General features: G+C 67.5%; 18 protein-coding genes. 7 read left to right on the top strand and 11 right to left on the bottom strand.

From position 1 onward, the window contains the following. Nucleotide 1: 1 nt before the first annotated feature. The 4 genes from gltS to KBZ13_RS14610 all read left to right on the top strand — a co-directional run bounded on the left by gltS (nucleotide 2) and on the right by KBZ13_RS14610 (nucleotide 6,631). Nucleotides 2-1,210, top strand: a complete 1,209-nt coding sequence (gene gltS, locus KBZ13_RS14625; protein ID WP_255010487.1) for a sodium/glutamate symporter — start codon at nucleotides 2-4, stop codon at nucleotides 1,208-1,210. Nucleotides 1,211-1,385: 175 nt separating this feature from the next. Continuing rightward, nucleotides 1,386-3,143, top strand: coding sequence for a SulP family inorganic anion transporter (locus KBZ13_RS14620; protein WP_255010485.1), 1,758 nt, complete (start codon nucleotides 1,386-1,388; stop codon nucleotides 3,141-3,143). Beyond that, nucleotides 3,140-6,349: an efflux RND transporter permease subunit gene (locus tag KBZ13_RS14615; RefSeq protein WP_255010483.1), complete on the top strand. Its 3,210-nt coding sequence runs from the start codon at nucleotides 3,140-3,142 to the stop codon at nucleotides 6,347-6,349. Before KBZ13_RS14620 ends, KBZ13_RS14615 begins: the two co-directional genes overlap by 4 nt. Nucleotides 6,350-6,352: 3 nt before the next feature. Next, on the top strand, nucleotides 6,353-6,631 hold the full coding sequence (locus KBZ13_RS14610) for a hypothetical protein (RefSeq protein WP_255010481.1): 279 nt from the start codon (nucleotides 6,353-6,355) through the stop codon (nucleotides 6,629-6,631). On the opposite strand, the gene KBZ13_RS14605 is transcribed toward KBZ13_RS14610, so the two are convergent. The 11 genes from KBZ13_RS14605 to lysA form a co-directional block, all read right to left on the bottom strand. Continuing rightward, on the bottom strand, nucleotides 6,573-7,232 hold the full coding sequence (locus KBZ13_RS14605; RefSeq protein WP_255010474.1) for a GUN4 domain-containing protein: 660 nt from the start codon (nucleotides 7,230-7,232) through the stop codon (nucleotides 6,573-6,575). The two genes, KBZ13_RS14610 and KBZ13_RS14605, sit on opposite strands and share 59 nt — an antisense overlap. Before the next feature lie 85 nt (nucleotides 7,233-7,317). After that, a complete protein-coding gene (locus tag KBZ13_RS14600; RefSeq protein ID WP_255010471.1) occupies nucleotides 7,318-8,610 on the bottom strand; it encodes a M23 family metallopeptidase in 1,293 nt (430 codons plus the stop codon). A gap of 76 nt (nucleotides 8,611-8,686) precedes the next feature. After that, nucleotides 8,687-9,235, bottom strand: coding sequence for a hypothetical protein (locus KBZ13_RS14595; RefSeq protein WP_255010467.1), 549 nt, complete (start codon nucleotides 9,233-9,235; stop codon nucleotides 8,687-8,689). After that, on the bottom strand, nucleotides 9,232-10,203 hold the full coding sequence (locus tag KBZ13_RS14590) for a DUF952 domain-containing protein (RefSeq protein WP_255010464.1): 972 nt from the start codon (nucleotides 10,201-10,203) through the stop codon (nucleotides 9,232-9,234). Before KBZ13_RS14590 ends, KBZ13_RS14595 begins: the two co-directional genes overlap by 4 nt. Before the next feature lie 8 nt (nucleotides 10,204-10,211). Next, nucleotides 10,212-11,132 (bottom strand): cupin domain-containing protein, encoded by a 921-nt coding sequence (locus KBZ13_RS15765; RefSeq protein ID WP_315859649.1) that lies wholly within the window; start codon nucleotides 11,130-11,132, stop codon nucleotides 10,212-10,214. 5 nt (nucleotides 11,133-11,137) lie between these two features. Then, nucleotides 11,138-11,494 carry a hypothetical protein gene (locus KBZ13_RS14580; protein ID WP_255010461.1) on the bottom strand — a complete coding sequence of 119 codons (357 nt, stop codon included), beginning with the start codon at nucleotides 11,492-11,494 and terminating at the stop codon, nucleotides 11,138-11,140. Further along, on the bottom strand, nucleotides 11,491-12,429 hold the full coding sequence (locus KBZ13_RS14575) for a rhodanese-related sulfurtransferase (protein WP_409995671.1): 939 nt from the start codon (nucleotides 12,427-12,429) through the stop codon (nucleotides 11,491-11,493). Before KBZ13_RS14575 ends, KBZ13_RS14580 begins: the two co-directional genes overlap by 4 nt. Nucleotides 12,430-12,439: 10 nt before the next feature. Beyond that, nucleotides 12,440-13,339 (bottom strand): biotin synthase BioB, encoded by a 900-nt coding sequence (gene bioB / locus KBZ13_RS14570; protein ID WP_409995670.1) that lies wholly within the window; start codon nucleotides 13,337-13,339, stop codon nucleotides 12,440-12,442. Nucleotides 13,340-13,442: 103 nt separating this feature from the next. Then, entirely contained in the window at nucleotides 13,443-14,249 is an 807-nt protein-coding gene (locus tag KBZ13_RS14565; RefSeq protein WP_255010457.1) for an isoprenyl transferase, read from the bottom strand. Beyond that, nucleotides 14,246-15,169, bottom strand: coding sequence for a diadenylate cyclase CdaA (cdaA, locus tag KBZ13_RS14560; RefSeq protein WP_255010455.1), 924 nt, complete (start codon nucleotides 15,167-15,169; stop codon nucleotides 14,246-14,248). Before cdaA ends, KBZ13_RS14565 begins: the two co-directional genes overlap by 4 nt. Before the next feature lie 25 nt (nucleotides 15,170-15,194). Continuing rightward, a complete protein-coding gene (gene lysA, locus KBZ13_RS14555) occupies nucleotides 15,195-16,670 on the bottom strand; it encodes a diaminopimelate decarboxylase (protein ID WP_255010454.1) in 1,476 nt (491 codons plus the stop codon). Between the two features lie 188 nt (nucleotides 16,671-16,858). On the opposite strand from lysA, the gene KBZ13_RS14550 reads away from it, so the two are divergent. From KBZ13_RS14550 to KBZ13_RS14540, 3 genes are all read left to right on the top strand, one after another. Continuing rightward, the gene (locus KBZ13_RS14550) at nucleotides 16,859-17,311 is read left to right on the top strand and encodes a GNAT family N-acetyltransferase (RefSeq protein WP_255010574.1); all 453 of its coding nucleotides are present in this window, start codon (nucleotides 16,859-16,861) and stop codon (nucleotides 17,309-17,311) included. Between the two features lie 191 nt (nucleotides 17,312-17,502). Continuing rightward, on the top strand, nucleotides 17,503-20,100 hold the full coding sequence (locus tag KBZ13_RS14545; RefSeq protein WP_255010452.1) for an ATP-dependent Clp protease ATP-binding subunit: 2,598 nt from the start codon (nucleotides 17,503-17,505) through the stop codon (nucleotides 20,098-20,100). 431 nt (nucleotides 20,101-20,531) lie between these two features. After that, nucleotides 20,532-22,538, top strand: a 2,007-nt coding sequence (locus KBZ13_RS14540) for a tetratricopeptide repeat protein (RefSeq protein WP_255010450.1), incomplete at its 3' end; no start/stop codon positions are given.

Genomic DNA, 22,538 nt, shown 5'->3' with positions numbered 1-22,538 from the left:
GATGGGCGTTCAACTGGCGAGCTTTGCCACCCTCAACGTCGCGATCGTGGTGCTGGCGGCGGGCCAATGGCTCAACCGGCGCGTGGCCTTGCTCTCGGCGTACAACATCCCCGAGCCCGTGAGCAGCGGTCTGCTGGTGTGTGTGCTGCTGGCGCTGGTGCATGGGATCTGGGGGCTGGAGGTGAGTTTCAACCTCGCCACCCGCGATTTCCTGCTGCTCTATTTCTTTGCCGCCATCGGCCTCAATGCCGACTTCGGCACCCTGCGCTCGGGCGGTCGTCCGTTGGCGCTGCTGGTGGCCCTCACCACCGGCTACATGATCCTGCAGAACCTCACGGGCCTCGGCGTGGCCAGCCTGCTGGGGCTCAATCCCCTGGTGGGGCTGCTGGGGGGCTCTGTGTCGCTGCTGGGGGGGCACGGCACGGCCATCGCCTGGGCGCCCCGCTTCGCTGAATCCCACGGCATCCCCAACGCGCTGGAGATTGCGATCGCCTGCGCCACCCTCGGTTTGGTGCTGGCCTCGCTGATGGGCGGTCCGATCGCCAAGATCCTGATCGGGCGCCACAGGCTTGAACCCCGGGGCAGCGCCAGGGAAGAAAAGGAGCGCCAGGGGGACGCGGGCGCCCAGGCCCGTGGCATCGACGGCTTTTCCTTCCTGCAGACCTTGTTCTGGCTGAATATGAGCCTGGCGGTAGGCGAGCTGATTTACGAGTTGCTGCAGGCCGCCGGCAGCAACCTGCCGCGCTTCGTCTGTTGCCTGTTCGGGGCGATCCTGATCACCAACACCGTGCCGCGCCTGGCCCCGACCATCCCCTGGCCAGCGCAATCAGCATCGCTGGCCCTGGTCAGCGAGGTGGCGCTCGGGATCTTCCTGACGATGTCGCTGATGAGCCTGCAGCTGTGGACCATCGCCGAGCTGGCGGGTCCGATCCTGGCGATTCTGGTGGCCCAGTTCGTGGTGGCCTTTCTGTTCGCCCTGTTCGTGGTGTTTCAGCTGATGGGCCGCGACTACGAGGCGGCGGTGATCTGCTCGGGGTTCGGCGGCGTCGCGTTGGGGGCCACCCCGACGGCGATCGCCAACATGACGGCGGTGGCGAAGCGCTACGGCGCCGCCCAACTGGCCTTCATCGTCGTGCCACTGGTGTCGGGCTTTTTCGTCGACATCATCAACGCGGTCGTGATCCAGCGGTTCTTGAACCTGTTCGGCTGACGGCCTGTTGAGCTGGCCATGACGACATGCCAACGGGTCTTGCCGCTGGAGGTTTCCAGGGCCAGGCTGAACCCAGGCTCCGGCGTCATTCAGCTGCCTGCTGGCGCTGGAAGGCCTTGGGCGGCAACGGTTCATGGGAACCGGCAGGTCCTGAAGATTCGACGGTGAGCCGGCCATGGTGCAGCAGGGGAAGGTTCAGGGGGGAACCGGCACCGCCACCGCCACTGGAACGGGTGCCGGAACCCTGATCGCCCTGCTCCCGGGCCTGAACCAATGGAAGCTCTACCGGCCGGAGTGGTGGCGGGGCGATCTGCTGGCCGGCCTCACCGTGGCGGCCTACCTGATTCCCCAGTGCATGGCCTATGCGGAGCTGGCCGGTGTGGCGCCGGTGGCCGGTCTGTGGGCGATTTTGCCGCCGATGCTCCTCTATGCCCTGATCGGTTCCTCGCCTCAGCTCTCGGTGGGTCCGGAATCGACCACGGCCGTGATGACGGCGGCGGCGATCGCGCCGATCGCCGGGGGGGATCCACTGGCCTATGCCAGCCTCGCCAGCCTGCTGGCCCTGGCCGTGGGCCTGATCTGCCTGGTGGGAGCCTGGACCCGGCTCGGGTTTCTCGCCGATCTGCTCTCCAAGCCGATTCTGGTGGGCTACATGGCCGGGGTGGCGGTGATCATGATCACCGGTCAGATCGGCAAGATCAGCGGCGTCAGCCTGGCGGCCGAGTCGCTGCTCGGTCAGCTGCGGGAACTGGCCGGTCGGGCCGGTGAGATCCATCTGCCCACCCTGGCCCTGGCCTTCGCGGTGCTGGCGTTTCTGCTGCTGGTCCAGCGCCGCTTCCCCACGGCCCCCGGACCGCTGCTGGCGGTGCTGTTGGCGGTGGCGGTGGTGTCGGTCCTGCATCTCGATCAGCGGGGCGTCGCCGTGATCGGAGCGATCCCCGCCGGGTTGCCGAGCTTCGCTCTGCCGGCCGCCGCTTCCTCGCTGCAGCTGAAGTACCTGGGGGCGACCGCCCTGGGCATCGCGCTGGTGGGCTACTCCGACAACGTGCTCACCGCCCGGGCTTTCGCGGCCCGTGGTGGCTACCGCATCGACGCCAACCAGGAGCTGCTGGCGCTCGGGGTGGTGAACGTGGGCAATGGACTGATGCAGGGCTTCCCGGTCAGCAGCAGCGGCAGCCGCACCGCCATCGGTGATTCCCTCGGCAGCCGCTCCCAGTTGTTCTCGCTGGTGGCCTTCGCGGTGGTGCTGCTGGTGCTGCTGTTCCTGCGACCGGTGCTGGCCCTGTTCCCCAAGGCGGCCCTCGGCGCGATCGTGATCTATGCGGCCCTGCGCCTGATCGACCTTCCCGAATTCCAGCGGATGCGGCGGTTCAGGAAGAGCGAGTTCCACCTGGCGCTGGTCACCCTGGCCGGGGTTCTGCTCACCGACATCCTGGTGGGCGTCGGCCTGGCGGTCGCCCTGTCGGTGATCGAACTGTTCGCCCGCCTGGTGCGCCCCAACGATGCGGTTCTCGGCGCGGTGCCCCAGATGGAGGGGCTCCATGACGTGTCCGATTGGGAAGGGGCCACCACCATCCCCGGATTGGTGCTCTACCGCTACGACGCGCCGCTCTGTTTCGCGAACGCCGAGGACTTCCGTCGCCGTGCCCTGGCGGCGATCGCCGCCGAGCCGGTGCCGGTGCGCTGGTTCGTCCTCAACGCCGAAGCGATCGTGGAGATCGACATCACCGCCGCGGACATGTTGCAGGAGCTGCGGGAGCAACTGGCCGATGCGGGCATCGTCTTCGCCCTGGCCCGGGCCAAGCAGGATCTGCTCCAGCAGCTCGGCCGAGCGGGGGTGGCCGAGAAGATCGGCGCGGACCGCTGCTTCCCCACCCTCCCGACAGCCGTCGCCGCCTTCCGGGCCCGGTTCCCCGAGCTGATTGCCAAATGAGCCTCTCCGATCGCTTCATTCGCAACCCCGTCCTGACCACGGTCTGCTCCCTGGTGATCGTGATCCTGGGTGCGATCGCCCTGCCGATGTTGCCGCTGGAGAAGCTGCCCCAGCTGGCGCCCACTCAGATTCAGGTCACGGCCTCGAACATCGGCGCCGATGCCCGCACCACCGTGGACACGGTGACGAATCCACTGGAGGAGGAGATCAACGGCGTCGAGGCGATGAAGTACATGTCCTCGAACACCTCTTCCGATGGCATCGCCAACATCGTGGTGTCGTTTCCGGTGGCGATCGATCGAAACATCGCCCAGGTGAATGTGCAGAACCGGGTGAACCAGGCCACCCCTGGCTTGCCGGATGTCGTCAAGCAGACGGGGGTGACCGTGGAGGCCGCCTCCCCCAGCCTGCTGCTGGCCTATGGCTTCTATGCCGACAAGGACGCCCAGGGACAGCCGCTTTACGACACGTTCTTCATCAGCAACTACATCGATCGCACGCTTCTCAACGAGATCAAGCGCATCCCGGGGATCGGCCAGGCCAAGCTGATCGGAGAGCGCAAGCTCGCCCTTCGGATCTGGCTTGATCCGATCAAGATGGCGGCCCAGAACCTCACCCCCCTCGATGTGGAGCGGGCGCTGAAGGAGCAGAACATCCAGTCGGGCGCCGGCAGAATCGGCCAGGAGCCGATCGACCCCAAGCAGCAATTCGCCATTCCGCTCAAGGCTGAAAGCCGGTTCACGAGCGTGGCCGATGCGGAAAATCTGGTCGTGAGTGTCGGCCCGAACGGGGAGACCGCCAAACTTCGGGATCTCGGTCGCGTTGAGCTGGGTGCCGAGAACTACGACCTGAGCACCACCCTGGGTGGCCGGCCTTCCGCCGGTCTGGCGCTTTATCAGCTTCCAGGCGCCAACGCCCTGGACACCGGGAATCGGGTCAAGGCCCTGGTGGAGCGTCTGTCCGCCGATTTCCCCCAGGGCCTGCGCTACGAGATCCCCTACGACTCCACCCTGTTTGTGACCACATCCCTGAAGGATGTGACCTCCAATCTGTTCCAGGCGATCGTGATGGCGGTGCTCACGATCCTGCTCTTCCTCCAGGACTGGCGCTCGACGATCGTGCCGGCGTTGGCGATGCCGGTGGCGATGATCGGCGCCATGGGTGTGTTGCTGGGCTTCGGCTTCAGCATCAACCAACTCACGATGTTCGGCATCATCCTGGCGATCGGTACGGTCACCGATGATGCGGTGGTGATCGTGCAGTCGATCAAGGACAAGCTCGGCCAGGGGATGCGGCCGATGCAGGCGGCGCTCGATGCCATGAACGAACTGGCCACGCCCTCGATCACGGCGGCGCTGGTGCAGCTGGCCGTGTTCATTCCGGTCTGCTTCTTCCCGGGCACCACAGGGATCGTCTATCGCCAGTTCGCGATCACCCTTTCGGCGGCGATCGTGTTCTCCACCTTCAACGCCCTCACGTTCTCGCCCACGATCGCGGCCTTGTTCCTGCGGCCTGAAGGGACGCCACCCGGTGCGATCGACAAGCTGATCAACGGCGGCCTGGGCTGGATCTTCCGGCCGTTCAATCGCGCGTTTGCAGCCCTGTTCGCCTGGTATGGACGCACCATCGGCACGCTGGTGCGCTTCCGCCATGTCGTCGTGACGGTGTTCGTGGTGGGGCTGGTGGCCACGGTGCTGATGCTCAAGATCGTGCCCACCGGCTTCATACCGGAGGAGGACCAGGGGTTGATGATCCTCCTGGGCGAGTCTCCGCCTTCCGCCTCCCTCAGCTACACCCAGAAGCAGGTGGAGCAGGTGAATGGGATCCTCGCGGAGTTCACCGACATTGAGAGCTATCTGGGTGCCGCCGGTTTCGGACTGGAAGGCAACAGCTACAACAAATACCTGTTCTTTATCAGGCTCAAGGCCTGGGATCAACGTCCAGCGCAGGATCAATCCGTGTTCAGCCTGCTTGAGCGCCTCAATCAGCGGCTCAAGAAGGAGATCACCGGTTCAAGGGCGTTTGCTGCCAATGTGCCTCCCGTCGACGGGGTGGGGGCCACCGGTGGCTTTGATTTCCAGCTGCAGAACCGCGCTGGACTACCGACCGAGGCCCTGCTCAAGAACCTCAACACGATGATTGCCGCTGCTCGGGAGCGGCCCGAGCTCCAGGGGGTCACCACCACCTTCACGCCGGGCGTGGAGCAGATTTCGATCCGGGTGAATCGGGATCTGCTCAAATCACTCGATGTGGACATCAACGAGGTGTTCGGCACGCTCCAGGCCTATCTCGGTGGCCGCTACGTGAATGACTTCGTGTTCGAGCAGAACCAGTACCGGGTGTATGTGCAGGCCGACGGCACCTTCCGCGACCAGCCTGATGCCATCTCCTCGTTCTTTGTGCGCTCCCGAAAGGGTGGCCTTGTGCAGCTCAAGGACGTGGTGGTGACGGAACGCTTCTCGGCCCCACCCACGATCACCCGCTACAACGTCTACGAGGCGATCAAGATCCAGGGAGGTCCAGCCCCTGGCTACAGCTCCGGCCAGGCGTTGGCGGCCATGGAGGAGGTGGCCGCCAAGGTGCTGGATCCAGGTTTTGGCTACGAGTGGAGTGGCCTGTCGCTGGAGGAACGCTCGGCCGGCGGCGCCACCGGTGCGATCTTCGCGCTGGCCTTCGTGTTGGTGTTCCTGGTGATGGCCGCCCAGTACGGGAGCTACGTGGATCCCACGATCATCCTGCTCACGGTGCCGCTGGCTACGCTGGGGGCGATGGTGGCGATCTGGTGCCGCGCCAATTGGTTGCAGGCCGGCAGCAGCTGGCCGGTGATCAGCAACGACATCTTTGCCCAGGTGGGTCTGTTGATGCTGATCGGCATGGCCAGCAAGAACGCCATCTTGATCGTCGAGCAGGCCAACGAATACCTGCGGCTGGGCATGAGCCTGAGCGAAGCCGGCATCGCCGCCGCCAAGGCCCGTTTCCAACCGATCGTGATGACCGCGGCCTCAGGTCTGGTGGGCTACATCCCGCTGATGACCGCCTCCGGCGCCGGCTCGATCAGCCGCTGGTCGATCGGCACGGTGAGCTTCGGCGGTTATCTGGTGGCCACCGTGCTCAGCCTGGGGGTGGCGCCGGTGCTGTTTGTGGTGATCAAGGGCCTCGAGCGGCAGTATCTGTTGCGCACGCCCCCCACACCGGAGAAAGGGTGAGCCATGGCCAGCGGTAACGGCACCATCAACGGGAGGCTGGTGGTGTTCGCGGCGCTGATGACGGCAGTCCTCGGAGCCCTGTTCGGTTTCACCCTGCGCTACCTGGGCCAGCCCGATCTGGGCCAGCCACGTTTTGAGAGCGCCTTCTACCAGGATTTGTACCACTGGTTCCCTCTGATCGGCGCCGGCCTGGGGGCGGTCTTCGGCGCCGGCTTCGCGGTGGTCAGCCAGACGGCGCGGGCGCGGCAACGGGCGTCGTCGCGTCGTCGAAGCCGGCGGTGATCAGCCGTGCCATGAAGATGTTGCCGATCTTCATGCCGTAGGGGGTGCTCCACCAGCGCCGCGGCAGGGCACCCTCGGGCAGATCAGTGGCATCGGCCTCCGGCGCTGCCGGGGATTCAGCCTCGGCCTCCGCTGCGTCATCGGGATCGGCAAGCAGGCCGTTCGGGTCCCAGCCCACCCGCCCGCAGAAGGCCCGAAAGCGTGCCCCATCCTGGGCGATCAGCGTCTCGAGGCTGCCCCCCAGGGAGCGGTAGATCCGCAGCTGGGCGCTGAAGCCGTAGTGGCTGCCGCTGGCGTCGCGCCAGAGCCGGTCGATGATCTGCAGGGGTGTGCCGGGGCAGGCTTCGATCGCCTCGGGCGTGATCTCGTCCACCGTGCTGCCGAGGTAGTCGTAGAGAACCCGCGTCGTTTCCCGGTCGGCAGCGTTGAAGCGGCCCTGGGCCAGCAGTTCCCTCAGCTTGGCGAAGCGCACCACGTCGGAGACAACGCTCAGACAGGCCTCGTGTTCCCGCAACTGGGCCTCGGTGGTCTCCAGCCGCCGGCTGAGAGCCGCCAGGGCGGCCTCCAGTGCGGCGACCCGCTGCTCGCCAGGGTCGGTCATGGGTGAAGAGGGCTCGTGCTGCCCATGGTGCGCACTCCATCCTGCGTGCTCAGGGAGGCCGTGGACCACCAGCGGGAATCAGGGCTCATGGCGCGGGGGTGGTGGGGAAATCCAGCACCGAGAAGAACAGGGGGAACTGATTGGCGCGGGGCGCTGGGGTGGGCAACAGCGTCTGGTTCCAGGCCCCTTTGAAGCCATAGAAGGCGTCGGCCTGTGCTTCTGGGATCTGACCCGCCAGCTGGAACTGGTCGATCACGTAGGGCAGGCCATCGGAGCCCAGGCTGGGCCCACGCATCAGGTGGAAATGCAGGTGGGGCGCCGAGGAATTGCCGCTGTTGCCCAACAGGCCCAGGGGCTGGCCGCGCCTGACCCGCTCGCCGGCGCGCACCCGCACCGATCCGGGCTGCAGGTGGGCGTAGACGGCGTAGGCCTCAGGGCCCACCTGCAGGATCACGTGGTTGCCGAGCACCGTGGCCAAGGACACCGCGCTGGGGGCCGGCAGGTTGGGGGGCACCTGCTCCGGCAGGTCGTTGCGGACATCGACGACGGTGCCATCGGCCACGGCGATCACCTCGGCGCCGAAGGAGGGGTAGCTGCCCACCTTGCTGAGGTCGCCGTTGGCGAGGCGCCCCTGGCCATCGAGACGCATCCAGTCGATGGCGAAGCGCTGGGCGAAGGCGAGCCGGCCATCGATCGGCAATCCCGTGCTGCGGTGGCCCACATCGGAGCGGCAGCAGCCGTTGATCGCCACCCAGCCCTTTCCGCCCAGGGGTGGTCCGAGCACGAACAGTTGGGGTTCGATGGCGATCGGCGCGGCGTCGTAGCTGACGGGGCCCGCCTTCCCCGGAGCCGGGCCGGTGGAACCACTGACCTTCAGCCGGTGTAGGAGCCGGGCGGGCAAGGGACCGCCGGGTGGAAGGCTGAGATTGATCAGCACCAGCCGGGCCTGGTCGAAGGGGATCACGGGATCGGCGGCGGCGCTGTTGCCCAGAGTGCGCAGGCGCGGGAGCAGCTCAGGCCCCGTGAAGCTGGCCAGCACGCGCTCGGGGCGCGTCCCATCGCGCACCTCGAGGGACTCCAGGCGGGCGGGGCTGCGCGTGGCATTGAGCAGCTCGAGTTCGTAGACCAGATGCCGTTGCCCATCCACCCCTGGCACCGCCGGGGCCAGGGGGGTGAGGGCGCGAGCGACCACGGGGGTCCACAGGGGGGGAGCCTGGGTTGCTTCAGCCACCGCGCCCCGACTGGTGGGTCTGATGATGGTCGGCAGCGGGATGGCAATCGGGGGGGGCATCGGCTGAGCCCAGATCGGGGCAGGCCCCAGCGCGAGCAACCCCCCGAGGGCCGCGAGGGTCAGGGGGCGCGCCGACGGACGTGCCATGGCGACAGCAGCAGGCAGGAACCAACCTAGGGAAGGCCGCTGAACGGCAGGTTCAGGCAGGCCTGGATCGTCGCCCCTAGATGGCTGTGGCCTCGGATCGCTCCTGGGCCGCCAGGCGCCGCCCGCAGCGCCCCAGGCCATCGCGGCAGTCGCCCTCCATCAGCAGCCCCGAGCCGCCCCAGATCAGCCGTGGCCCCAGGTCCAGCACCCCCGCCCCCAGCTCCCGCAGGGGCGCAAAGCCCAGCCCCCGGAAGTAACGCACCAGGCGCAGGTGCTGGCGTGCGTCGTCGCGGATCGCCAGCAGACGGGCGCGGCGGCAGGGGCTGGCCTCCAGGGCCCAGGCGAAGGTGGCGGCCCAGATCAGTGGTCCCACCCCGGCGGTGTCGTGGCCCTGCACCCGCATCGTGTCCAGGTGCAGCCCGCGGGCGGTGGGCAGGGCCCAGCCCTTCAGCTCCCCCAGCAACAGGGGTGCCTGAGCGGGCCTGGGCCTGGCCACCACCACCCGCAGACCCCGCAGGGCCGCGGGCCCCGTGGGGCGCATTCGCAGCAGCAGCCCCCGGGCGGCGGCCATGGCCTCGATCGACTCCAGGGTGAGCGGAGCTCCAACGACAGCGGCCTCGATCATGGGTAGGACTCCACGGCCACCACCGCGTCGATCGGCAGAGGGCCGTGGATGTGGGGAAACAGCTCGACGCCGCCTGGGGCCGCCTCCAGGGCCAGGGGCACCGCCAGGCGGGCCGGGTCGATCACCAGTTGCAGCAGCTCGGGGGCATCGACATAGAAGCGGGCGTGGGTGGCCGCCAGCTGGTGCTCGAAGCTGGCGTGGATGAACCCCACCTGCTCCAGCGAGAGGCCGCGGGTGGAGCGTTCGTAGACGCCGGCGCGTTCGGCGGCTCGCCACTCCTCGGCCAGGGCCAGGTGATGGATCAAGCGCCCCTTGGGGAACAGCCGCGGCGACTCACCTGGAGCCCAGGGCGGCTCCCGCTCCATCACCACCGCCAGCTCGGGGCTGGCCAGAAAGCGTCCCAGCCAGGTGTGAAGGGGGGCCAGATCGGGGAGGCGATCGAACCAGCCGGCATCGGCCTGGCGGAACTGGCGCACGAAGGGCAGCAGGGCGATGTCGGCCAGGGAGGGGCGCCCCCCCAGAAGCCAGCCCCCCAACTCCAGCCGGGCGTTCCAATCGCGCAGGATGTCCAGGGTGGCCTGGCGGTGGGCCAGGGGATCGGCGCCGGCGAAGCGATGGGCGTACTTGTAGCGATCCAGATGGACCTTGAACGTTCCATCGTTGGCATCGATCAGGGCGGCGATCTGTGCCCGTTCGTTTGCGGCGGCCGGGCCGTCGCCGGCGCGGCGCCAGTCGCCGGGATCGTGCTGGCCCAGGGCCCAGGCCATCACCGCCAGGCTCTCCTCGATCACCTCGCCAGTGGGGAGCACCAGCACCGGCACGGTGCCCTTGGGGGAGGCCGCGAGCATCTCGGCGGGCTTGGCCTTCAGCTCCAGCTCCCGCAACTCCACCAGCAACCCAGCGGCTTCGATCGCCAGCCGAGCTCGGATGGCGTAGGGGCAGCGCCGAAAGCTGTAGAGGATCGGCAAGCATGGGCTCACCAGGGGCGCCCGTCCTTGTGGCTGAACCGCCAAGCTCCCTCCACCAGCTCTGCCGTCAGATCGTCGTCGGGGTAGCTGGCGCCGTCGCCGGGGCTGCGGTCGCCGATCTCCAGCAGCACCACATCCACCGCCGTACGGTTGACCAGATGGTGGGCGTTGCCATCGCCGGCGGCAAAGCCCGCCGCCAGCCCCGGGGCAAGTTCCCGCTCGCCGTGATTGGTGATCAAGGTGGGGTGGCCCTCCAGCACGTAGACGAATTCGTCCTGCTGGCTGTGGGCATGGCGCAGGGCGGTGCGGGCACCCGGCGCCAGCCGCGTCTGGTTGACGCCGAAATTCCGCAGCCCAAAGCTCTCCCCCAGCACCCGTTTCTCCCGGCCCGTCATCAGGGCAGCGAATGGGGCGGGGTAGTGGCTGCCCCGGGGGCGTGGCGGCGCCGCAGCGGCCCAGAGGGCCCTGGGCCCCAGGTCGGGCTCCAGCCAGCTACGGCGCGCCTCGATCGATTCCAGGCGCCCGCGGCTGTAGGCGGCCAGGGGCCAGTCGCGCTTCGCCAGGGGGGAAGCGAGCAGGGCGGCCAGGGAATCGGCCAGGGGCCAGCCGGGGTGGCGGGCGATGTGGCCACCCACCCCGCGCAGGAAATGGACCGTGAGCGTTTCGTGGTAGCCGGAGTGATCGCTGTTGGCGGTGCCGGTGGCTTCGTTGTAGGCGCGGATGCGGGTGCGCAGGTGTTCGAGAGCAGCGTTGAACGGGCGCTGCTCCAGGGTCTTGAGGGCCACCACCAGGTGGGCTTCGTGGGTCCAGCGGGCCCGGGGCAGGGTGCCGGCTTCGAAGGCCACCACCAATGCCTCAATCTCCGCCGCAGTGGAGGGCAACTCCAAGCTGCTCTCGGGGTGCCAGTGCTGCAGGGAGGGCTCGGCCATGGCGATCAGTTCGCGGGGCTGACGCCAAGGCTCACGCGCACGGGCATGGCGGGGCCCTTGGGCTGGAAGCTGCGCTGGGGCTCGACGCGCTCCAGGGTCAGGGCCTGGCCCTGGAGCACCAGCCGGCTTGTCATCGCTGGGGTTTGAAGCGGAGGCTGGCTCAGCACCACCTGCCGGAGCGGTTGGCCCGGGGCCTCGCGCACCCCCAGCGTCGCCGCCACGTAGCCCGCCCAGACGCATTGCACACCCTTGGGGCAGCGGTGATCCTGCACCGACTCCAACCTGACGGTGGCGGTCGTGCCCGGCACGGCCACGGTCTGGCCCAGGCCCAGCAGCAGCAGGATCAGGGCCGTCGTGCTCATGGCTCCACCCGGGCGCTGCGCTGCCTCTTCCTCTCCAGCTGTCGCTGGCGCTCGGCAAACCGCTGGCGATCGCTGTGGCTGAAGCGGCTGAGGCAATGGCGGCAGCTCACCCCCACCACGTAGCTCTCCAGGGCGCGATCCTCCGGGCCCAGGGGCAGCCCGCAGGCATGGCATTGGCTGTGGGTGCCGGGCTGGAGACGGTGGTTGAGGGCCACACGCCGATCGAACACGTAGCACTCGCCGTGCCAGCGGCTGCGGGCTTCGGGGGTGTCTTGCAGGTAGCGCAGGATGCCGCCCTGCAGCTGGTGCACCCCCTCAAAACCCTGCTGGCGCAGGTAGGTGGTGGCCTTCTCGCAGCGGATGCCGCCGGTGCAGAAGAGCGCCAGGCGCTCGGGCTGGCGCTCGGCCACCAGGGGGCGTAGCTCCTGCTCCACCCAGGCGGGAAAGTCGCGGAAGCTTTCGGTGCCGGGATCGATCGCCCCGTCGAAACTGCCGATCGCCACCTCATAGGCGTTGCGGGTGTCGATCACCAAGGTGGTGGGATCGTCGATCAGCTCATTCCAGGCTTCCGGCGGCACGTTGGTGCCCGCGCCCTGGGCTGGGTCGAGCCCCTCGATGCCGAGGGTCACGATCTCGCGCTTCAGGCGCACCTTGAGCCGCTGGAAGCTGGCCACGGTGCTCCAGCTGGTCTTCAGCTCCAGCTCCGCCAGGCCGGTGCCCGATCGGAGTGCTCTCAGCAGGGCCTCCACCGCCTCCGGCTCACCGCTGATCGTGCCGTTCACCCCCTCTGGGGCCAACAGCACCGTGCCGAGCACGCCTTTGGCGCGGCCCAGCTGCTGCAGCTGCTCGCGCAGGGCCGACAGGACTCCAGCGTTCAGGGCACCGAAGCGGTAGAAGGCCGTCACCTGCTGGGCCGCTGGCGCTGCGCTCAACAGGGGAGCGGCCTCAGCCAGGGGGCACCTCCAGGGTCTTCACCCCCGCAGCGGCCAGCAGTTCCCGATCGGCTTCCACGGCGGGGTTGCTGGTGGTGAGCAGGGTGTCGCCGTAGAAGATCGAATCGGCCCCCGCCAACAGGCACAGCAGCTGGGCCTCCCGGTTCATCTGCTCGCGCCCGGCGCTGAGTCGCACGCGGCTGAAGGGCATCAGGATCCGGGCGGTGGCGACCATGCGCACCAGATCGAGGGGATCAAAGGAGGCCTGATCCTCCAGGGGGGTGCCCTCCACCGCCACCAGGCCGTTGATCGGCACGCTCTCGGGGTGGGGATCCAGATTTGAGAGCACCTGCAGCAGGCCGGCGCGGTCCCGCACCGATTCCCCCAGGCCGATGATGCCGCCGCAGCAGAGGTCAATGCCGGCGGCGCGCACGCGGCCCAGGGTTTCGAGCCGCTCCTGGTAGCTGCGCGTGCTGATGATCTGCCCGTAGTGCTCGGGGCTGGTGTCGAGGTTGTGGTTGTAAGCGGTGAGACCGGCTTCGGCCAACCGCGCCGCCTGGGTGTCGGTGAGCATGCCGGCGGTGACGCAGGCCTCCAGCCCCAGCTCCCGCACCCCCCGCACCATCGCCAGCATCGCCTCGAAGGGGGCGCCATCGCGGATGTCGCGCCAGGCCCAGCCCATGCAGAAGCGGTGGGCGCCGGCATCTTTGGCCGCCTGGGCCCGTTCCAGCACGGGTTCCACCGCCAATGTGGGCCGTGCGCCCACGTCGGCGCTGTGGTGCATCGACTGGGGGCAGTAGGAGCAGTCTTCTTCGCAGCCGCCGGTCTTGACGCTCAGCAGGGAGGCCAGCTGCACGTGGTAGCCAGGGTTGGCGGCCCGGTGCACCTGCTGGGCCTCGAACAGCAGATCCATCAGCGGCCGTTGCAGCAGCGCCAGGATCTCGGCGACGCTCCAGTCGTGGCGCAGGCTGACCGCGGCGGGGCTGGCGATGGAAGTGGCGATCAAGGCTGGCGCTCTAGGGGCAGGGGTCGACGCCGCCGAAACGGCGCTGGCGGCCCTGGTAGTCCAGCAGGGCGGCCACCAGGGCGTCCTGGCCGAAATCGGGCCAGAGCACGTCGGTGACGTGGAGCTCGGCGTAGGCCAGTTGCCAGAGCAGGAAGTTGCTGATGCGGAATTCGCCGCTGGTGCGGATCAGCAGATCGGGGTCGGCCTCGCCGGCGGTGTGCAGCCCGGCGGCGAAGGTTTCTTCATCAATGGCGGCGGGATCGAGTTCGCCCCGGGCCACCTGCTCCGCCAGCCGGCGGGCGGCCTGCACCAGCTCGCGGCGGCCGCCGTAGTTGGTGCAGACATTGAAGTGAATGCCGGTGTTCGCCGCGGTGCGGGCGGTGGCGTCGGCGATCAGCTCCTGCAAGCCCGTGGGCAGCTGGTGCAGATCCCCAAGAAAGCGGATGCGCACCTGCTCCTGCTCGAGCGCCTCGATTTCCCGAGCCAGCACCCGCTCGAACAGCGTCATCAGGAAGCTCACCTCCTCTCCGGGCCGGTTCCAGTTTTCGGTGGAGAAGGCATAGGCGGTGAGCGCCCCGATGCCCCAGTCGCTGCAGAGCCGCAGGGTGCGCTTGAGCGCCTGCACCCCTTCCCGGTGGCCCAGCACCCGCGGCAGCCCCCGTTGGCGGGCCCAGCGGCCGTTGCCATCCATGATCACGGCCACGTGGGCGGGCAGCCGCGTTGGATCCAGAACGCTGGGCAGCACCAGCTGGGCCGGGAGCTCGGTCGTCGCTCCTTTGGCCGAAAACGGTTCGGTGGTCGCCAGGGAGCGACTCATTCGCGGGGTTCCGGCTTCTCCGGCGTCAGGCTACGACCCCCGGGAAGGGCCGCCAGCGGTGCCGGGGGACTCACTGTTTTGGCGGGGGCCTTGGTCTCGCCTTTGGGGGGGGGTTTGGTGGCCGCCTTGGCCGGGCCTTTGGCGCTGGTGGCGGCGGCCAGGGCGGCGCTGAGCAGCTCCTGAAGCCGGCTGCTGGTGATCGGCCGCTCCAGCCGCCCCTGACTGGCCAGCGAAAGGGTGCCTGTCTCCTCGGAGACCACCACGCAGAGGCAGCGGTCAAAGCGCTCGGTGAGCCCCAGGGCCGCCAGGTGGCGGGTGCCGTAGCGGTTCTCACCCTGGCGCGAGAGCGGCAGGATCACGCCGGCCGATTCGATGCGGTTGTCCTTCAGCAGCACCGCCCCGTCGTGCAGGGGGGTGTCACCGGCGAAGAGGTTGAGCAGCAGATCCACCGACAGCTGGGCATCGAGGCTGATGCCGGGATTGAGGAAGTCTTCCGGGCGAAGGTCGCTGCCGAGATCGAGCACGATCAGGGCACCCCGGCGCGCTTTCGAGAGTCGGCCCGCCGCATCGGCCAGCAGGGCGGCGGTGCCGGCGCCCATGGATTGGGCGCTGTTGCTGCCGAACAGCACATCGAGCCGACCGGTGCCCAGCAACTCCATGAGCCGACGCAGCTCCCCCTGCCAGAGGATTGCCAGGGCCAGGCTGCAGGCCAGCACCACCGCATCCACCAGCTTGCTGGTGAGCGGGAGGTTGGCGTAGCGCTGCACGAACCAGGCCAGGGCCACCAGAAAGAGATAGCCGCGCAGCAGCCAGAGGGTGCGGGGTTCGTTGACCCGCGACAGCAACAGAATCCCCAGGGCGGAGGCGAACAGAAGATCCAGCAGCAGCAGGCGCGCGTCCCAGAGGTGCTGCCAGATCACGTTTGCGGCCCCCTCCTGCGTGGGCTCAGGTTACCGGCGAGAACCGTTCGGGCAGGAGGTCGTAGCGCAGCAGTTCCTCTGGCTGTTCACGGCGCTGGACCAGCTCCGCCAGACCGCCCCCCACCAGCACCGTCGCCGGTCGGGGGATGCGGTTGTAGTTGGAGGCCATCGAGGCGTTGTAGGCGCCGGTGGCGAAGACCACCAGCACATCGCCCGGAGCCGCGGGTGGCAGGGCCAGATCCTTGAGGAGCACGTCGCCCGATTCGCAGTGCTTGCCCGCCAGGGTCACGGTTTCGCTGGCCTCGGCCTGGGGCCGGTCGGCCAACACGGCGGTGTAGGCCGACTGGTAGGTGATCGGACGCGGGTTGTCGCTCATGCCCCCATCCACCGACAGGTAGGTACGCAGGCCCGCGATCTCCTTGCGGCTGCCCAGCTCGTAGAGGGTGACGCCCGCCGTGGCCACCAGGGAGCGTCCCGGTTCGCACAGCAGCCGGGGCAACTCCAGCTGGCGTTCGCGGCAGGCCGCCGCCACCGCTTCGGCCACGGTGCGCACCCACTCTTGGATCGACGGGGGGTCATCGGAGCTCACGTAGCGGATGCCCAGGCCGCCGCCCACGTTCAGGTCCGTGCAGGGGTGGCCGAGGGAGCGGGCCAGGGCGAGGGCATCGGCCATCACCCCGGCCAGGTCCTGGTGGGGCTGAAGCTCGAAGATCTGGGAGCCGATGTGGGCGTGAAGCCCCCGCAGGCGAGCCCAGGAACAACCCGCCAGGTGACGCAGCACCGGCTCCAGCTGGTCGGGATCGAAGCCGAACTTGCTGTCGAGGTGGCCGGTGCGGATGTACTCGTGGGTGTGGCACTCGATGCCGGGGGTGAAGCGCAGCAACAGCGGCACCGGCTCTTCGGGGCTTGCACCGAAGGCGGGGGCCAACCCAGTGAGAAGTTCGATGTCGCGCCAGTTGTCGAGTACCACGGTGACACCGTGAACCAGCGCCAGGGCCAGCTCCGCTTCCGATTTGTTGTTGCCATGAAAGACGATGCGCTCGGCGGGCATGCCCCCCTCCAGGGCCGTGAGCAGCTCGCCGGCGGAGACGGCATCGAGCCCCAGTCCCTCGGAGGCCACCAGGGCGCTGATCGCCAGGCTGCTGTTGGCCTTGGAGGCGTAGAGGGCCAGCGACGGGCCGGGGTAATGCTCGAGCAGGGCTTCGCGGTAGGCGCGGCAGGTGGCCCGCAGGCTGGCCTCATCGAGCACGTAGAGCGGTGTGCCGTAGCGGCGGGCCAGCACCGAGAGGGCCACACCGCCCACCTCCAGGCGACCTTCGGCGTCAAGCTGGGTGGTGATCGGGGTGAGGTTGCGGTTGGGGCTGAGCAGGTCTCGGCCGGCCTCATAGGGGCGGCCCCCGGCCTGGGTGGCGCTCAAGGTCACGATTTGAGTGGTCACGGCTTCACCGGCATGCTCCTGTTCGCTGGCGACAGTCGTTTCACCCGGTACTGCCGTGGTCATGGGGTGGGCTCCGCAGCGAAGACTGAATTCGAACCAATCTACGAACGACCGGCGGACCCGATGGTGAGCGGTGAACGTCCCCGTGCCCCCCTGGGCCACAGCAGCGGCCATCCCATGGCACACCAGGCGGCCCGCCCCAGCCTGAGGCTCCCTTGAGCGCCGCAGGCCCCAACGGGGACCGGCGGCCCCTGGAGGTTCGAACGGGCGAGCTTGGGGAGACCCACCTGTTCGCCTGCCGTGCCCTCGATCGGTCCGCCCTGGGCGGCTTCTGGAGCGAGGGCCAGTGGGCCACGGAACTGGCCGATCCGCGCCGGCCCTGCCTGGGGCTCTGGCAGCAGGACTCCCTGGTGGCGGCGGCCTGCGGCTGGCTGATCGTCGATGAGCTGCACATCACCCTGGTGGCGGTGGATCCCGCCCAGCGGCGCCGCGGGCTGGGCCGGCGGGTGCTTGAGGTGCTGCTGGGGCGCGCCCAGGCCCTGGGGGCGGAGCGCGCCACTTTGGAGGTGGCCGCTGACAACGCCGCCGCCGTGGGGCTTTACGGGTCGCTGGGATTTCACACCGCTGGCCGACGTTGCCATTACTACCGCGATGGCCGGGATGCTCTGATCCAATGGCGCCAGCTGGGGCCAAGGGCCGTCTGAAACCGACGGTTCGACAGGTACGGATTGCCGACCATTGTTGTTGCAATCACCCCCCATATTTCCGGGTGATTCGTTGTTGTTTTCGCTTGGGTCGCTCTAGGCGTGGCAAGGGTTCTGGCCATTCCGATCGGGAGCTGCGCAGGCCCACGACAATCCTGATAGGTTGGGGTCACCTGCATTTGGCACCGCACATGTTCGAGCGGTTTACCGAGAAGGCCATCAAGGTGATCATGCTGGCCCAAGAGGAGGCCCGCCGCCTGGGTCACAACTTCGTGGGCACCGAGCAAATCCTGCTGGGCCTGATCGGCGAAGGCACCGGTGTGGCCGCCAAGGTGCTCAAGTCGATGGGGGTCAACCTCAAGGATGCCCGCGTCGAAGTGGAGAAGATTATCGGCCGCGGCTCCGGCTTCGTGGCCGTGGAGATCCCCTTCACGCCCCGGGCCAAGCGTGTGCTGGAGCTCTCCCTCGAGGAGGCCCGCCAGCTGGGCCATAACTACATCGGCACCGAGCACCTGCTGCTGGGGCTGATCCGTGAGGGTGAGGGCGTCGCCGCCCGGGTGCTGGAAAACCTCGGCGTTGACCTGGCCAAGGTGCGCACCCAGGTGATCCGCATGCTCGGCGAGACCGCTGAGGTCACCTCCGGTGGCGGTGGCGGCAAGGGCTCCACCAAGACCCCCACCCTTGATGAATTCGGCAGCAACCTCACCCAGCTGGCGGCTGACGCCAAGCTCGATCCCGTGGTGGGCCGCCACAACGAGATCGACCGGGTGATCCAGATCCTGGGCCGCCGCACCAAGAACAATCCCGTGCTGATCGGCGAACCCGGCGTCGGCAAAACCGCCATTGCTGAGGGGCTGGCCCAGCGCATCCACCTGGGCGAGGTGCCCGACATCCTCGAAGACAAGCGCGTCCTGACCCTTGATATCGGCCTGCTCGTGGCCGGCACCAAATACCGGGGCGAGTTCGAGGAGCGCCTCAAGAAGATCATGGAGGAGATCCGCAGCGCCGGAAATGTGATCCTCGTGATTGACGAGGTGCACACTCTGATCGGTGCCGGCGCCGCCGAGGGGGCGATCGACGCCGCCAACATCCTCAAGCCCGCCCTGGCCCGGGGTGAGCTGCAGTGCATCGGCGCCACCACGCTGGATGAATACCGCAAGCACATCGAGCGGGATGCGGCCCTGGAGCGTCGCTTCCAACCGGTGATGGTGGGCGAACCCACGGTGGCGGACACGATCGAGATTCTGCGCGGTCTGCGTGAGCGCTATGAGCAGCACCACCGGCTCAAGATCAGCGACGAGGCCGTTGTCGCCGCCGCCACCCTGGGCGATCGTTACATCTCCGACCGCTTCCTGCCGGACAAGGCGATCGATCTGATCGATGAGGCCGGCAGCCGTGTGCGCCTGCTCAACTCCAAGCTGCCCCCGGCCGCCAAGGAGCTCGACAAGCAGCTGAGGGCGGTGCAGAAGCAGAAGGAAACCTCCGTCCGCGAGCAGGACTACATCAAGGCCGGCGAGCTGCGTGACAAAGAGGTGGAGCTGCGTGAGCAGATCCGCTCGATCCTTCAGGCCCGCCGTGATGAGGAGCCCAGCGGCTCCGCCGCTCCCGTGCTCGAAGGGGAAGCCACCACTTCCATTTCCGCCGACGTCGCTCCTGCGGGTGATGCGGGCAGCGCCTTCGGCGGAGCGAGCATCGATTCCGACGGCGACCGTATTCCTGTGGTCACTGAGGAAGACATCGCCCATATCGTCGCCTCCTGGACCGGTGTGCCCGTCCAGAAGCTCACCGAGAGCGAATCGGTGAAGCTGCTGAACATGGAGGAGACCCTCCACCAGCGGTTGATCGGTCAGGACGAGGCGGTCAAGGCGGTGTCGAAGGCGATCCGGCGGGCACGGGTGGGGCTCAAGAACCCCAACCGGCCGATCGCCAGTTTCATCTTCTCCGGCCCCACCGGCGTGGGCAAAACCGAGCTCACCAAGGCTCTGGCCGCCTACTTCTTCGGCAGCGAAGAGTCGATGATCCGGCTCGACATGTCGGAGTTCATGGAGCGCCACACGGTCAGCAAGCTGATCGGCTCGCCTCCGGGCTACGTGGGCTTCAACGAAGGCGGCCAGCTCACCGAGGCAGTCCGGCGCCGGCCCTACACCGTGGTGCTGTTCGATGAAATCGAGAAGGCCCACCCGGATGTGTTCAACCTGCTGCTGCAGCTCCTGGAAGATGGTCGCCTGACCGACTCCAAGGGCCGCACGGTGGACTTCAAGAACACCTTGATCATCATGACTTCCAACATCGGCTCGAAGGTGATCGAGAAGGGTGGTGGCGGCCTGGGTTTCGAATTCTCCGGCGCTGGCGTCGAAGACACGAACTACAACCGCATCCGCTCGCTGGTGAACGAGGAGCTCAAGCAGTACTTCCGCCCAGAGTTCCTCAACCGGCTCGATGAGATCATCGTCTTCCGCCAGCTCAGCCGCGACGAAGTGAAGCTGATCGCCGAGATCATGCTGCGGGAGGTGTTCGCGCGCATGCAGGAGAAGGGCATCACCCTTTCCGTCACCGAGGCGTTCAAGGAGCGCCTGGTGGAGGAGGGCTACAACCCCAGCTATGGGGCCCGCCCCCTGCGCCGCGCCGTGATGCGCCTGCTGGAAGACAGCCTGGCCGAGGAGTTCCTCACCGGGCGCCTCAAGGATGGCGACTCCGCCCTGGTGGATGTCAATGAGGAGAAGCAGGTGGTGATCCGCCACCAGACCATCACCGCGCCGCTGCCGGAGCTGGCAGGGGCGAGTGCCTGAGGGGCCGGGCGCTTAGCGCCTCTGATTCAGAAGATTTGGGGGGCCGATGGGCCCCCTTTTTCATGGAATGGTGTTGTCAATCGTGCGCAAATTACGACCATCCTTCCGAGCGGCCGAATGCAATTGAGCCCAGCCAACAAGCCGCGATGGGCACTTTCTCCTACGGCGATCGATCACTCAACCCACGAGGGCTCTACTCCTTTACGCAGGCATAAAAAACTCCCCGTAGCAACGTGATCAGCCACCCACTTTTCCATTGCTGGCAACGAGGTCAAATCCTGAAGGATTGCACATACCATGGCGGCTCATCTCGGAGGCTGGCCATGCTCCACCGGATCCTTGCGGCACCAGGCAGGGCGTCGGGACTGCGGCTTGGCCTGATCGCGGCGACAGGGATCGCTTCCCTCAGTGCTTGCTTCCAAGCCCAGGCCATGCCGCTTCTGGGGCCAACCGTGTTGGCCCAGGCGGCGCCGGCGATGGCGGAGAACCTGCCGCCCCAAGTACGCGAGTGGATTGACCAAGCGAAGGCATTGGAAGACAAGGGTTCCTACCAGGAGGCCTTGCTGCTACAGGAGAAGGTGCTGCAGTGGGCCAGGGCCAACCTGGGGGGGCGTCACCCTCTCGTCGCGACCAGCCTCCATCGCCTGGGGTTTTTGAACAGCGCACTGGGTCGCCTCGTCGAAGCCTTGCCACCCGCGGAAGAAGCTGTGAGGATTCGCCGCGAGCTGGCGGTCGGCAACCCCGCATTCCGCGGCGATTTAGCCAACAGCCTCAACAACCTAGTCATTTTTTACATGGATTTGGGCAGCTACGCCGAAGCCTTGCGGCCCGCGGAAGAAGCGGTGAAGAACTACCGCGAGCTTGCGACCAGCAACCCTTCCTTTCGTCGCGGTCTTGCTGACAACCTCTCCAACCTGGGCACGGGTTACAAAGAGCTTGGCCGTAGCGCCGAAGCCCTGCCGCCCAGCGAAGAAGCGGTGAAGATCTACCGCGAGCTTGCGGCCAGCAACCCTACCTTACGCGGTGATCTGGCCAGCGGCCTCAACAACCTTGGCGTTAGTTACCAGGACCTGGGCCGCTCCGCCGAAGCCCTGCCTCCCACGGAAGAGGCGGTAAAGATCCGCCGTGAGCGGGCGGCCAGCAACCCGGCTTTCCGTGGCGATCTAGCCACCACCATCAACAACCTGGGCAACATCTACAGCGCGCTGGGCCGCCGCGCCGAAGCCCTGCCGCTCACCGAAGAAGCGGTGAAGATTCGCCGCGAGCTGGCAGACAGCAAACCGGCCTCCCGCGGTGATCTGGCGGCCAGCCTCAACAGTCTGGGCAACCGTTACAGCGAACTGGGCCGCCGCGCCGAAGCCCTGCCGCCCACGGAAGAAGCGGTGAAGATTCGCCGCGAATTGGCGGCCAGCAATCCAGCCTTCCGCGATGATCTGGCCGGCAGCCTTGACAACCTGGCCTTGCGTTATGGAGAGCTCGGCCGCCGCGCCGAAGCCCTGCCGCCCAATCAAGAAGCGGTGAGGATCTTCAGCGAGCTGGCGGCCAACAACTCTTCTTTTCGCGTCAATCTGGCGAATAGCCTCAGCAACCAGGGCACCTTTCTTGCCGACCTAGGCCGCTTCGCCGAAGCTGTGCCGCCCAATGAAGCCGCAGTGAAGATTCGCCGCGAGCTGGCGCTCAGTAATCCTGCTTTCCGCGGTGATCTGGCCATGAGCCTGAATAACCTTGGAAATATTTACAGCGTGCTGGGTCGACGGGCCGAAGCCATGCCACTCACGGAAGAATCGTTGCCAATCCTCCGCGAGTTGGCGACCACCAACCCGGCCTTCCGTGGTGATCTGGCCAGCAGCCTCAGCAACATCGGCATGCGTTACAGAGAGCTGGGTCGCCCTTCCGACGCCCAGCCGCCCATGGAAGAAGCATTGAAGATCCGTCGCTTGCTGGCGGCCAGCAACCCGGCCTTCCTACCGGATGTTGTGAAGTCATCATTCATCCTGGCTCTTTACTTCCTCGATCAGCAACAGGCCATCAAGGCTGAACCCCTGCTGCGCGAAGCGTTGGGCAGCCAGGTGCTGTTTCTGCAAGGCCAATTGCCCTTGCTGGCGGAGGTGCAACGCCAGCCCCTGTTGCAGACCTTCGGAGAGGGTTGGTTGGTGAATTACTCGGTGGCCGGCAGCGGCGGTGGCGGTGCTGAGGTGGCCCTGTTTACCCGGCTGAACCGCCACGGTCTGTTGCAGGACATCGAACGGCGCCAGGCGCTGCTGGCCCGCGCGCCCGGGCCCCAGCGCGCGCTCAGTGAACAGCTCAAGGCGCTGACGGCGCGGCTGAGCGATGCCTCCTTGGGTCAGCCTGAGCGGTTGGCGCTGCAGAAGGAGCGCGATCAACTGGAACAACAGCTCTACCGCCAGCTGCCCGCCCTAAAGCCGAGGCTGGTGGAG

The organism is Cyanobium sp. ATX 6F1 (assembly GCF_024346315.1).
Lineage (GTDB): Bacteria > Cyanobacteriota > Cyanobacteriia > PCC-6307 > Cyanobiaceae > ATX-6F1.
Note: the sequence above shows the minus strand (reverse complement) of the source record. Positions and strands in the feature narration are given on the sequence as shown.

Coding starts and splice junctions, on each gene's coding strand:
- gltS (WP_255010487.1), top strand. CDS start 2: ATGGGCGTTCAACTGGCGAGCTTTGCCACCCTCAACGTCGCGATCGTG.
- KBZ13_RS14620 (WP_255010485.1), top strand. CDS start 1,386: ATGGTGCAGCAGGGGAAGGTTCAGGGGGGAACCGGCACCGCCACCGCC.
- KBZ13_RS14615 (WP_255010483.1), top strand. CDS start 3,140: ATGAGCCTCTCCGATCGCTTCATTCGCAACCCCGTCCTGACCACGGTC.
- KBZ13_RS14610 (WP_255010481.1), top strand. CDS start 6,353: ATGGCCAGCGGTAACGGCACCATCAACGGGAGGCTGGTGGTGTTCGCG.
- KBZ13_RS14605 (WP_255010474.1), bottom strand. CDS start 7,232: ATGACCGACCCTGGCGAGCAGCGGGTCGCCGCACTGGAGGCCGCCCTG.
- KBZ13_RS14600 (WP_255010471.1), bottom strand. CDS start 8,610: ATGGCACGTCCGTCGGCGCGCCCCCTGACCCTCGCGGCCCTCGGGGGG.
- KBZ13_RS14595 (WP_255010467.1), bottom strand. CDS start 9,235: ATGATCGAGGCCGCTGTCGTTGGAGCTCCGCTCACCCTGGAGTCGATC.
- KBZ13_RS15765 (WP_315859649.1), bottom strand. CDS start 11,132: ATGGCCGAGCCCTCCCTGCAGCACTGGCACCCCGAGAGCAGCTTGGAG.
- KBZ13_RS14580 (WP_255010461.1), bottom strand. CDS start 11,494: ATGAGCACGACGGCCCTGATCCTGCTGCTGCTGGGCCTGGGCCAGACC.
- bioB (WP_409995670.1), bottom strand. CDS start 13,339: ATGGATCTGCTGTTCGAGGCCCAGCAGGTGCACCGGGCCGCCAACCCT.
- KBZ13_RS14565 (WP_255010457.1), bottom strand. CDS start 14,249: ATGAGTCGCTCCCTGGCGACCACCGAACCGTTTTCGGCCAAAGGAGCG.
- lysA (WP_255010454.1), bottom strand. CDS start 16,670: ATGACCACGGCAGTACCGGGTGAAACGACTGTCGCCAGCGAACAGGAG.
- KBZ13_RS14545 (WP_255010452.1), top strand. CDS start 17,503: ATGTTCGAGCGGTTTACCGAGAAGGCCATCAAGGTGATCATGCTGGCC.